This is a genomic window from Streptomyces sp. NPDC091289, from assembly GCF_044757365.1.
In the GTDB taxonomy this organism is placed as follows: Bacteria; Actinomycetota; Actinomycetes; order Streptomycetales; family Streptomycetaceae; genus Streptomyces.
Genome location: NZ_JBIVUT010000013.1, coordinates 1 through 11654, shown reverse-complemented (window position 1 = coordinate 11654; position 11654 = coordinate 1). Strand labels below are relative to the sequence as shown.

General features: G+C 70.8%; 9 protein-coding genes. 8 read left to right on the top strand and 1 reads right to left on the bottom strand.

The window, feature by feature from the left end:
• Positions 1 to 24: 24 nt before the first annotated feature.
• Positions 25 to 864, bottom strand: a complete 840-nt coding sequence (locus ACIQPT_RS18570; RefSeq protein WP_401156961.1) for a GntR family transcriptional regulator — start codon at positions 862 to 864, stop codon at positions 25 to 27.
• Between the two features lie 270 nt (positions 865 to 1134).
• Here ACIQPT_RS18570 and ACIQPT_RS18565 point away from each other — a divergent pair, with 270 nt between their 5' ends.
• From ACIQPT_RS18565 to ACIQPT_RS18530, 8 genes are all read left to right on the top strand, one after another.
• Positions 1135 to 2403, top strand: a complete 1269-nt coding sequence (locus tag ACIQPT_RS18565) for an extracellular solute-binding protein (protein WP_401156960.1) — start codon at positions 1135 to 1137, stop codon at positions 2401 to 2403.
• A 73-nt stretch (positions 2404 to 2476) separates the two neighbouring features.
• Positions 2477 to 3460 (top strand): carbohydrate ABC transporter permease, encoded by a 984-nt coding sequence (locus ACIQPT_RS18560; protein ID WP_401156959.1) that lies wholly within the window; start codon positions 2477 to 2479, stop codon positions 3458 to 3460.
• A complete protein-coding gene (locus ACIQPT_RS18555) occupies positions 3457 to 4302 on the top strand; it encodes a carbohydrate ABC transporter permease (RefSeq protein ID WP_401156958.1) in 846 nt (281 codons plus the stop codon). Before ACIQPT_RS18560 ends, ACIQPT_RS18555 begins: the two co-directional genes overlap by 4 nt.
• An 83-nt stretch (positions 4303 to 4385) precedes the next feature.
• Positions 4386 to 6053 (top strand): beta-N-acetylhexosaminidase, encoded by a 1668-nt coding sequence (locus ACIQPT_RS18550; RefSeq protein ID WP_401156957.1) that lies wholly within the window; start codon positions 4386 to 4388, stop codon positions 6051 to 6053.
• Positions 6050 to 7510, top strand: a complete 1461-nt coding sequence (locus tag ACIQPT_RS18545; RefSeq protein WP_401156956.1) for a cellulose binding domain-containing protein — start codon at positions 6050 to 6052, stop codon at positions 7508 to 7510. The genes ACIQPT_RS18550 and ACIQPT_RS18545 overlap by 4 nt, the downstream gene beginning before the upstream one ends.
• Positions 7511 to 7738: 228 nt before the next feature.
• The gene (locus ACIQPT_RS18540) at positions 7739 to 8578 is read left to right on the top strand and encodes a TIM barrel protein (protein ID WP_401156955.1); all 840 of its coding nucleotides are present in this window, start codon (positions 7739 to 7741) and stop codon (positions 8576 to 8578) included.
• Between the two features lie 80 nt (positions 8579 to 8658).
• Positions 8659 to 9552, top strand: a complete 894-nt coding sequence (locus tag ACIQPT_RS18535; protein ID WP_401156954.1) for a 2-hydroxy-3-oxopropionate reductase — start codon at positions 8659 to 8661, stop codon at positions 9550 to 9552.
• Positions 9553 to 9781: 229 nt separating this feature from the next.
• Positions 9782 to 11239, top strand: coding sequence for a catalase (locus ACIQPT_RS18530; protein WP_401156953.1), 1458 nt, complete (start codon positions 9782 to 9784; stop codon positions 11237 to 11239).
• The last annotated feature ends 415 nt before the right edge of the window (positions 11240 to 11654 follow it).

Genomic DNA, 11654 nt, shown 5'->3' with positions numbered 1-11654 from the left:
GTGCAACGCAACGGCTGTCGGCGATCAGTCGCCCGCCTGGATGTCCCCCCTGGTCGAGGAGGCGATGGCGTCGCCGTGCGCGAAGTCGCCGGGCGGGATGCCCGGGTGGTGCCCCTCCCGGTCGGGGGCCACCTCGGCCGCCGGGCCGAGCGCCAGCCGGGACACGATCCGGTAGCGGTCGCCCCGGTAGAGCGAGTGGACGTACTCCACCGGACGGCCCGTGGTGTCCGAGGTCAGCCGCTCGAAGAGCAGCGCCGGCGACAGCTCCGGGACATCGAGCAGCTTGGCCTCGGCGCGCGTGACGACGGTGGGTTCGATGGCCTGGACCGCCTCGTGGACGTGCACACCGTGCGTGGCGCGCAGATGCTCGTACAGATCACCGCTCTCCAGCTCCTGCGCGCTGAGGCCCGGCACCAGCCCGGCCCGGATGTGCAGGTGCTCGATGGCCATCGGCGCACCGTCGACCAGCCGCAGCCGCGCCACGTAGACGATCTCGGCGGCGGGCGACATCCGCAGCTTGCGGCCGACCCGGGCCCCCGCCTGGAGCGTGGTGAACTCCAGCAGCCGGCTCGACCAGGTGCCCGCCGCCTGCGGCACGCTCAGCGCCCGGTCCCCGGCGACCAGCTCCTGGGTGATCTTGGCGGGGGCGACGAACATGCCCCGGCCGTGTTCGCGCACCAGGAGCCCGGCGGCGACCAGCTCGTCGGCCGCCGCGCGCACGGTGGGCCGCGACACGCCGAGCAGGGCGCACAGGGCGCGCTCCGAGGGAATGGCGTCCCCGGGGCTGCGCGACTCGATCAGCTCCAGCACGGCATCGCGGGTCCGCTCCCGTTTGAGCACCGTCCCCGGCACGTCCGCGTCCACGCGTTCCCCTCCCGACGGATTGATTTTTCTTACCAGTTGATGACCAGTCCGACCGAACTGGCCCGCTGGTCAGGTGAAGTGTAGCGCTTTCCGGATGATGCACGAGCGATCTCGTTACGTACAGATCACCAAATCCCCTTTGTACGCAAGGGGTTGACGGCCCCATTGGTCTATGCCACCTTCAACCCCCATCGAGAGGTGAGCTGTCCAGTGAGCACTACTGGTCAGGTGGTCAGGTCCGTCACATCCGTTCTGCTTCCGAGGTGAACCGTGAAGTACCGCTTGCTCGCCGGTGGGTCCGTGCTCGTCCTGACCGCCGCGCTCAGCGCCTGTAGTTCGTCGTCCGGATCCGGCTCCGGCAACGGGGACGGACGGACGACGGTGGACGTCTGGCTGATGCGCGACAGCGTCTCCGCCGAGTTCCAGAAGGAGTTCACCGCCGACTTCGAGAAGCGCCACCCGACGATCGACGTGAAGATCCAGATCCAGGAGTGGGACGGGATCGGCCAGAAGATCACCGCCGCCCTGGCGAGCAACGACGCCCCGGACGTCATCGAGGCGGGCAACACCCAGGTGGCGCAGTTCGCGGAGAGCGGCGGGCTGCTGGACCTCAGCGACCGGACCGAGGAGCTGAACGGCACGGACTGGCTGAGCGGACTGGCCGAGCCGGGGTCGTACGAGGGCAAGCAGTACGGCATCCCGTACTACGCGGCGAACCGGGTGGTCGTCTACCGCACCGACCTCTTCGAGAAGGCGGGCGTCGACGCCGCGGCGATCAAGACCCGCGAGCAGTGGATCGACGCCACGGCCAAGCTCAACAAGGGCGGCACGCAGGGCATCTATCTGCCCGGGCAGATGTGGTACGCGCTGGCCGGGTTCATCTGGGACGAAGGCGGCGACCTCGCGACCGAGTCCGGGGAGAAGTGGTCCGGTGCGCTGGACACCCCCGAGGCGCTGCGCGGCATGGCGTTCTACAAGGAGCTCCAGGCGCTCGGCAAGGGCCCCAAGGACTCCGACGAGGACGACCCGCCGCAGGTCGAGGTGGTGGCCCAGGGGCAGGTGGCGCAGGTCATCTCCACGCCGGGCGGGGCGAAGGTCATCGCGGAGAACAACCCCGAGCTCAAGGGCAAGCTCGCCTTCTTCCCGATCCCGGGCAAGACCGCGGACACCCCGGGAGCGGTCTTCACCGGCGGCTCGGACCTGGTCGTGCCGGCCGCGGCGGCCCACCCCGACGAGGCGGTCACCTTCATCAAGGAGCTGACCGGGGACACCTGGCAGAAGAAGCTCGCCGTCGCCATGAGCTATGTGCCGAACCGGACCACGCTGGCGTCCGCCGTGGCCGACGACCCGGGGGCCGCCGCGATGGCGGTCGGCGCGGCCAACGGGCACGCGACGCCCAACACCCCGGGCTGGGCGGCGGTCGAGGCGGAGAACCCGATCAAGGACTACATGACGGCCGTGCTCACCGGGGGCGATCCGGCGAAGGAGGCCACGAAGGCCTCGCAGGACATCACCCGGGCCATGAACGCCGGCTCCTGACCCGATCTCCCATCCCCCATCCCCGACCCCCGACCCGCCACCGCAGCATCAGCAGCAGGAAAGGAGGCGTGCCGTGCCGGTCGTCGACCAACGGACCGCACCCCGCACACCCCGGCGACGCCCGGCCCCGCGCCTCGCCGTACGCAAGGCCCCGTCCCCGCGGGGCAGGGCGCACGGCCTCTGGCCGTACGCCCTGATCGCCCCCGCCGTCGGCGGCATGCTCTATCTGCTGGTCTATCCGCTGGTGCGGGCCGTCCTGATCTCGTTCCAGGACTTCCGGCTGCGCCAGCTGATCAGTGGTGACGCGGAGTTCGTCGGGCTGCGCAACTACCGCACACTGCTCTCCGATCCACGGTTCTGGGAGGTGGTGCGCCGCACCTTCCTGTTCATGGCGATCAACGTCGTCCTGATCATGGTGATCGCCACGCTGGTCGCGCTGATGGTGGAGCGGCTGGGCCGGATCGGGCGGACGGTGGTGCTGTGCTCGCTGGTGCTGGCCTGGGCGATGCCGGTGGTGGCGGCGACCACCGTCTTCCAGTGGCTGTTCCACTCGGAGTTCGGCATCGTCAACTGGTCGCTGACCTCGCTCGGCTTCGACTCCTTCGACCGCTATCCGTGGTTCGCGAACGGCACCGCGGCCTTCGCGATCCTGGTGACGCTGATCGTCTGGCAGTCGGTGCCGTTCGCCGCGATCACCCTCTACTCGGCGCTGACCACCGTGCCCCTGGAGCTGTACGAGTCGGCGCGGCTGGACGGGGCGGGCGCGGGACGGATCTTCCGCTCGGTCACCTTCCCGATGCTGCGTCCGATCTTCCTGCTGGTGCTGTCGCTGGAGGTGATCTGGACGTTCAAGGCGTTCGTCCAGATCTGGGTGATGACCCAGGGCGGGCCGGGCGACGCCACGACGATCCTGCCGGTCTACGCGGTCCAGACGGCGCTCTCCAGCCAGCGGTACGACCTGGGTTCCGCCGCCTCGATGGTCACCGTGGTCCTGATGTCCGGGGTGCTCGTCCTCTACTTCCGCCAGATGCTCCGCCAGGAGGACGAGACCCGATGACCGCCCGTGCCGTACGCCCGCGCCTTCGCCGGCTTCCGCTGAACATCGCCGCGGCCGTGACCGTCGTGGTCTGCCTCTTCCCCGTCTACTGGATGATCTCCACGGCCTTCAAGCCGTCCAAGGACATCCGGTCCGCCGACCCGCAGCTCTTCCCGCACACCTGGACGCTCGACCACTTCCGGCGGGCCGTGGAGGCCGACGGCTTCGCCCTGTTCTGGCGGAACAGCATCCTGGTCACGCTGGGGGCCGTCCTGCTGGCGCTGCTGGTGGCGCTGGGCGCGGCGTTCGCCGTGGCGCGGATGCGGTGGAAGGGCCGGCGGCAGTTCATGCTGATGATCTTCATCGCGCAGATGGCGCCCTGGGAGTCGCTGATCATCCCGATCTACATCATCTCGCGGGACACCGACATGCTCGACCGGCTGCCGACGCTGACGCTGATCTACTTCATGATCACGCTGCCGTTCACCGTCGTCGTGCTGCGCGGCTTCATCGGGACGATCCCGCCGGAGCTGGAGGAGGCCGCGCAGGTCGACGGGTGTACCAGGAGCGGGGCGTTCTGGCGGGTGGCGATGCCGCTGCTGGCGCCGGGTCTGATGGCGACCTCGCTGTTCGGCTTCATCACCGCCTGGAACGAGTTCGCCTACGCCAACTTCCTGATCATCAAGCAGCAGGACAACCGGACGCTGCCGGTCTGGCTGTCGTCCTTCCAGAACACCTTCGGCACCGACTGGGGCGCCACGATGGCCGCCTCCACGCTCTTCGCGCTGCCCGCCCTGGTGATCTTCCTGCTGCTCCAGCGCCACGTCACGTCCGGCTTCGCCGCCGGCGCCGTCAAGGGCTGAGCCGCCGACAGCGCCTCGCCGCCGCTCGTCCGCCCGCTCGCCCGCTCGCCCGCTCGCCCGCGAACCGAATCCGGAGGCCCCCCGTGCCCGCATCGCGCCCAGCCCCCGCCCTCTCCCTCCTCCCCCGGCCCAGCAAGGTCTCCTCGCTGGGAGGCAGGCTCACGCTCGACCGGGAGACCACCGTCCGGGCGCTGCCGGGTGCGGAGCCGGCGGCGGACCTGCTGCGTTCCCTGGTCGGCCGTGCCGCCGGGCTGCCCCTCGCCGCCGCGCCGGACGGCCGGGTCGTCCTCGCCCTGGACGACCGGCTCGGCGGCCTCGGCGAGGAGGGGTACGGGCTGACGGTCGCCCCGCAGGCCCTCCAGTTGCGCGCCGCCCATCTCACCGGGCTGCTCCGGGGCGTCCAGACGATCCGCCAACTCCTGCCCGCCGAGGCCCTGTCGGGCGGTTCCACGGCCACCGGCTCCTGGGAGCTGCCGTGCGTCGAGATCACCGACGTACCGGACCGGCCCTGGCGCGGGGCGATGCTGGACGTGGCGCGCCGCTTCCAGCCGATCGGCTATCTGCGCCGGTACGTGGACCTGTTGGCGCTCCACAAGCTGAACGTCCTGCATCTCCACCTCACCGACGACCAGGGCTGGCGGATGCCGGTCGACGCCTACCCGCGGCTGATCTCGGTCGGCTCCCGGCGGGCCCGGTCGCAGAAGGGCCCGACCGGCCCGGACGGAGCGCACTTCGACGCGGTGCCGCACGAAGGCCACTACACCAAGGCGGAGTTGAGGGGCCTGGTGCGGTACGCGGCGGAGCGGGGCGTCACCGTCGTACCGGAGATCGAGATGCCCGGCCACGTGCGGGCCGCGCTCGCCGCCTACCCGGAGCTGGGCAACCACCCCGGGCGGGAGCTGGACGTGTGGACCCGCTGGGGGGTGTGCGACACGATCCTCGGCGTGCACGAGGGGGTCTTCGACTTCTGCCGCGCCGTGCTGGAGGAGGTCATGGACGTCTTCCCGTCGCCGTACATCCACATCGGCGGCGAGGAGTGCCCGACCACCGAGTGGGAGGAGAGCCCCGCGGCCCGGGAACGCGCGGCGGCCCTCGGGCTCGCGGACCCGGCGGCGTTGCACGGCTGGTTCATGGGCCGGGTCGGGGCGTTCCTGGCGGAGCGTGGCCGGATTCCGCTCGGCTGGGTCGAGAACGGCGCCGAACTCCCGCCGGAGTTCACGGTGATGACCTGGCGCGACTCCTCGCACGCGCGGGCCGCCGCGCGCCGCGGCCACCAGGTGATCGCCGCGCACCACCGGGCCACCTACCTCGACTACGCCCAGTCCGGCGACCCGGCCGAACCGGTGGCCCAGCCCGGAGCGCCGGTCTCCCTGCACACGGTCCACGGCTACGAACCGGCTCCGCACGACTGGCCGGAGGCGGACCGGGCGCGGGTGCTCGGGACCCAGGCCCAGGTGTGGACGGAGTACGCCCGTACCCCCGAGGAGATCGAGTACCTCAGCTACCCACGGCTGTGCGCGCTCGCCGACCGCTCCTGGTCCGGCGGGCGCGACGACTGGCCGGGGTTCGTCGAGCGGCTGCGTCACCACACCGCCCGGCTGGACGCCCTGGGCGTCCCCTACCGCCCGCTGGACGCGCGGTCGCTCGCGACGGCCACGTACGCGTCCCCGTCCCCAGCCCCATCCGGAGGAACAGCGCGACCCCACTCGTCACCACTCCCCCACCACCGTTCCGGAGAGGAACACTCGTGAACACATCACGGAACACGTCACGCAGGAATCCGCGCAGGTCCAGGCTGCGCACCGCCGCCGCATCGGCCGCCGCCGTGGCACTGGCCGTCACCGGTCTGGCCGCTCTGCCGTCGTCGGCGTCCGCCGCGGCGGACGGGATCGTCGTCCAGTACCGGACGAGCGCGTCCGGCGCGAACGCCGACCAGAGCGAGCCGTGGCTGAAGGTCCGTAACGCCGGCTCCGCCTCCGTACCGCTGAGCAGTGTCAAGGTGCGTTACTACTTCAAGGCCGACTCGGCGTCCGCCGCCTACCGGTTCGCCTGTTCCTGGGCGGTGAAGGGGTGCGCGAACATCACCGGTACGTTCGGGACGCTCGCGAACCCGACCGCCACGGCCGACCGCTATCTGGAGATCGGCTTCACGGCCGGGGCCGGTTCGCTGGCGCCGGGCGCGGACACCGGGGACCTGCAGCTCCGCTTCCACCAGAGCTCCTGGGCCTCGCTCGTCCAGTCCGACGACTACTCCTTCGGCCCGGACCGGGCCGCGTACGGCGACTGGTCCAAGGTGACCGCGCACGTCTCCGGCGCGACCGTGTGGGGCGAGGCTCCCGGCGGCAACGGACCGACCGACCCGCCGGACCCGACGGACCCGCCCACCGACCCGCCCGGTGACGCGCCGGCGCTGTTCGACGACTTCGACTACAGCTCCCACACCGACCCGGCGATCAACGCGAACGGCTGGAGCGTACGGTCCAACTCCGGCGGCCCGGGGGTGCCGGGCGCGACCTGGGCACCGGAGAACGTCACCTTCGCCGACCAGGGCGGGAACTCGGTGATGAACCTGGAGACCTCGACGGCGGGCACCGGGGAGTCGACGAAGCACACCGAGATCCTGACGCAGTCGATGAAGTTCAAGAACGGGACGTACGCGTCCCGGGTGAAGTTCAGTGACGCGCCGCGCTCGGGCCCGGACGGCGACCGGATCGTGCAGACGTTCTTCACCATCAACGACCTGAAGGCGCCGATGGCGGACGACTACGCGGAGTACGACTTCGAGTATCTGCCGAACGGCGGCTGGGGCGAGCCGGCGAACATCCTCTACACGACGTCGTGGGAGACCTACCGGCCCGACCCGTGGGAGGCGGTCAACGCGCACAGCGAGTCGCGGCAGTCGTACGAGGGCTGGCACGACCTGGTGGTGACGATCGACGACAACGAGATCACGTACTACGTCGACGGTCAGCACTTCGGGACGCACGGGGCGGACTATCTGCCCGAGCGGCCGATGTCGATCAACTTCAACCAGTGGCTGATCGACCTGGAGGGGCAGCCGAGCACCACGCCCCGCGCCTACGACCAGCAGGTGGACTACGTCCTGCATGTGAAGGACCAGGTGCTCACCCCGTCCCAGGTGAACGCGATGGTCGGGGCGTACCGCGGTGCGGGCACGAGCTTCGAGGACACGGTTCCGGCGGGATAGCCCTGCGTACGGAAGCGGCGCTCATGGCGTGAGAGCCGGGCGGGGCGGGGGTCGACGGCGGCCCCCGCCCCGCTTTCGTATGCCCGAAGGCGCCCGCGCCACCGATTCCGTACGCCGCTGACCGGGGCGAATTTTCCGGCACCCCCTTGACAGCCCTGCCACCCTCCGGGCAATCTTCCGTTAAGCAGAAACTAACTTCCGCAATACGGAAGGAGCGCCGACATCCTCATGGGATACCCGGACCAGCGCTTCGATGTGAACCTTTCGATCCTCTTCACGGAACTCCCGCTCCTGGAGCGTCCCGCGGCAGCCGCCGCGGCGGGCTTCACGGCGGTCGAGCTGTGGTGGCCCTGGATCGAGACCCCCACCCCGCCGCAGGCGGAGCTCGACGCCCTCAAGAAGGCGCTCGACGACGCCGGCACCCAGCTGGTGGGGCTGAACTTCTACGCCGGACAGCTGCCCGGCCCCGACCGCGGCGCGCTCTCCGTGCCCGGCACGGAGTCGGACCGCTTCCGGGCCAATATCGAGGTGGCGGCCGACTTCGCCGCCTCGGTCGGCTGCACGGCGCTCAACGCGCTGTACGGCAACCGCGTCGAGGGCGCGGACCCGCAGGTCCAGGACACGCTCGCCCTGGAGAACCTGGTGCTGGCCGCCCGCGCGGCGGACCGCATCGGGGCGATCCTGCTCGTCGAGACCCTCAACAAGCCGGAGTCGCCGCTCTATCCGCTGGTGAGCGCACCGGCCGCGATCGAGGTCGTCGACAAGGTCAACGCGGCGACGGGCCTCGGGAACGCCAAGTTCCTGCTGGACCTGTACCACCTCTCGATGAACGGCGAGGACCTGAGCCAGGTCATCAAGGCGTACGCCGCGAAGACCGGTCACGTCCAGATCGCCGACAACCCGGGACGCGGCGCGCCGGGCACCGGCTCGCTCCCCCTGGAGCGGCTCCTCGACGAGCTGAAGGACGCCGGGTACGCGGGCTGGGTCGGCCTGGAGTACAAGCCGGGCGACCGGCCGAGCGCCGAGTCCTTCGACTGGCTCCCGGCGTCGGCCCGAGCGGCCCACTGACCGGCCGCGGACGGGCCGGGCGGACCTGAGGGTCGCGCCCAACCCCCTTACGTACACACGTTTTTCAGGAAGGCACCCTCATGAGCAACAACCTCCCCAAGGTTGCGTGGATCGGCCTCGGCATCATGGGCTCCCCCATGTCCGAGAACCTGATCAAGGCCGGTTACTCCGTCACCGGATACACCCTGGAGCAGGACAAGATCGACCGGCTGGTCGCGGCCGGCGGCACCGGAGCGTCCTCGATCGCGGACGCGGTCAGGGACGCGGATGTCGTCATCACGATGGTGCCCGCCTCCCCGCAGGTCGAGGCCATCGCCTACGGCCCGGACGGCATCCTGGAGAACGCCAAGCGCGGCGCGCTGCTGGTGGACATGTCCTCCATCACCCCGCAGACCTCCGTGGACCTCGCCAAGAACGCGGCCGAGAAGGGCGTCCGGGTCCTGGACGCACCGGTCTCCGGCGGCGAGGCCGGCGCCATCGAGGCGGTCCTGTCCATCATGGTCGGCGGTGAGCAGGCGGACTTCGACGCCGCGAAGCCGCTCCTCGACGCCCTCGGCAAGACCATCGTGCTCTGCGGCCCGCACGGCTCCGGCCAGACGGTGAAGGCCGCCAACCAGCTGATCGTCGCGGTCAACATCCAGGCCTGCGCCGAGGCCGTGGTCTTCCTGGAGAAGTCCGGTGTCGACCTCGCCGCCGCGCTCGACGTCCTCAACGGCGGTCTGGCCGGCTCGACCGTGCTGACCCGCAAGAAGGACAACTTCCTGAACCGGGACTTCGCCCCCGGCTTCCGGATCGACCTGCACCACAAGGACATGGGCATCGTCACCGACGCCGCCCGCAACGTCGGCGCGGCGCTGCCCGTCGGCGGTGTGGTCGCCCAGCTGGTCGCCTCGCTGCGCGCCCAGGGCGACGGCGGCCTGGACCACTCGGCGCTGCTGCGCTCGGTCGAGCGGCTGTCCGGCTCCCAGGTCTGATCCCTCCCCGGCTCCGCAAGGAGCCCCCGGCCTCGTACGGGGCCACGGCCCGCACGACGGGCCCCCTGATCTCCGGGTCGCGGTGGCGCTGACACCTGTCCTGTCGCGCCCAGGCGCTGCCGCGGCCCGGAACCACCTACTTCGTTTTCAACAAACTGTTGACGTTGCCTCGCGGCGAATCTACGCTCCTCAAGCCGTCAGCAGCTCGTACGAAAGGTCATCCCGCCACATGGCTAAGCGTGTGCTCACGACCGAGTCAGGCGCCCCGGTCGCCGACAACCAGAACTCCGCCACCGCCGGTGTCGGTGGACCGATCCTCCTCCAGGACCAGCACCTCCTGGAGAAGCTCGCCCGCTTCAACCGTGAGCGCATCCCGGAGCGCGTGGTGCACGCCCGCGGTTCCGGCGCGTACGGCTACTTCGAGGTCACCGACGACGTCACCGGCTTCACCCGCGCCGACTTTCTCGGCGCGGTGGGCAAGCGCACGGAGACGTTCATCCGCTTCTCGACCGTCGCCGACTCGCTCGGCGGCGCGGACGCGGTCCGCGACCCGCGCGGTTTCGCCCTCAAGTTCTACACGGACGAGGGCAATTACGACCTGGTCGGGAACAACACCCCGGTGTTCTTCATCAAGGACCCGATCAAGTTCCCCGACTTCATCCACTCGCAGAAGCGCGACCCGTTCACGGGCAAGCAGGAGCCGGACAACGTCTGGGACTTCTGGGCGCACGCCCCCGAGGCGACGCACCAGATCACCTGGCTGATGGGCGACCGCGGCATCCCCGCCTCGTACCGTCACATGAACGGCTACGGCTCGCACACCTACCAGTGGACGAACGCCGCGGGCGAGGCCTTCTTCGTCAAGTACCACTTCAAGACGAACCAGGGCGTGCGGTCCCTCTCCGGCGACCAGGCCGCCGAGCTCGTCGGCAAGGACGCCAACTCGCACCAGACGGACCTGCTCCAGGCCATCGAGCGCGGCGTCAACCCCTCCTGGACGCTGTACGTCCAGGTGATGCCGGCCGCCGAGGCCGCGGACTACCGGTTCAACCCGTTCGACCTCACCAAGGTGTGGCCGCACAGCGACTACCCGCTCCAGCGGGTCGGCCGCCTGGTCCTCGACCGGAACCCGGACAACGTCTTCGCCGAGGTCGAGCAGGCCGCGTTCTCCCCGAACAACTTCGTGCCCGGCATCGGTCCGTCCCCGGACAAGATGCTCCAGGGCCGGCTGTTCGCCTACGCGGACGCGCACCGCTACCGCCTGGGCGTCAACCACACCCACCTGCCGGTGAACGCGCCGCGCACCGCGGTCGTCGACAACTACGGCCGCGACGGGATCCACGCGACCCGCAACGGCTCGCGCCACGACAAGAACTACGAGCCCAACTCGTACGCCGGTCCGGCGCAGACCGACGCGGCGCTCGCCGCCCCGCTGGCGATCCACGGCTGGACGGGCACGCACGAGGCGCCCGCCCACACCAAGGACGACGACTTCTTCCAGGCGGGCGAACTCTTCCGGCTCATGTCGGAGGACGAGAAGGGCCGCCTGGTCGCGAACATCGCCGGAGGCCTCTCGCAGGTCACCCGCGACGACGTGATCGAGAAGAACCTCGCCCACTTCCACGCCGCCGACGCCGACTACGGCAAGCGCGTGGAGGAGGCCGTCCGCGCCCTGCGCGAGGACTGAGCCCCCTTTATAGACCCCTGCCCGTACCGCGCACCCGGATGAGGGGTGCCGCGCGGCACGGGCAGGACGACGAGGCCGCGGCGGTCGAGCGATGCCAGTGCGGTGGTGAAGGACCCGGGGACCGTCTCCTGACCTGAAGGAGACGCCCTCCCCCGGGCCGATCGCCGCCGCCGCGGTCCCTGTCACCCGAGCATGACCTTTGCGTCACCCCATGAACGAGGGCGCGGAGTACGGATACGGTCCCGTACTCCGCGCCCTTCTCGTGCGCCCGCACACCCCCCAGCCCGTCCGGGGGGGGGGGGGGGGGGCCCCCCCCCCCGGGGGGCCCCCCCCCCCCCCCGCGCGGGGGGGGGGGGGGGGCCCCCCCCCAACCCGGCCCCCCGGGGGGGGGGGGGGGCGCCCCACCCCCAAAACA

Coding starts and splice junctions, on each gene's coding strand:
- ACIQPT_RS18555 (WP_401156958.1), top strand. CDS start 3,457: ATGACCGCCCGTGCCGTACGCCCGCGCCTTCGCCGGCTTCCGCTGAAC.
- ACIQPT_RS18540 (WP_401156955.1), top strand. CDS start 7,739: ATGGGATACCCGGACCAGCGCTTCGATGTGAACCTTTCGATCCTCTTC.
- ACIQPT_RS18535 (WP_401156954.1), top strand. CDS start 8,659: ATGAGCAACAACCTCCCCAAGGTTGCGTGGATCGGCCTCGGCATCATG.
- ACIQPT_RS18530 (WP_401156953.1), top strand. CDS start 9,782: ATGGCTAAGCGTGTGCTCACGACCGAGTCAGGCGCCCCGGTCGCCGAC.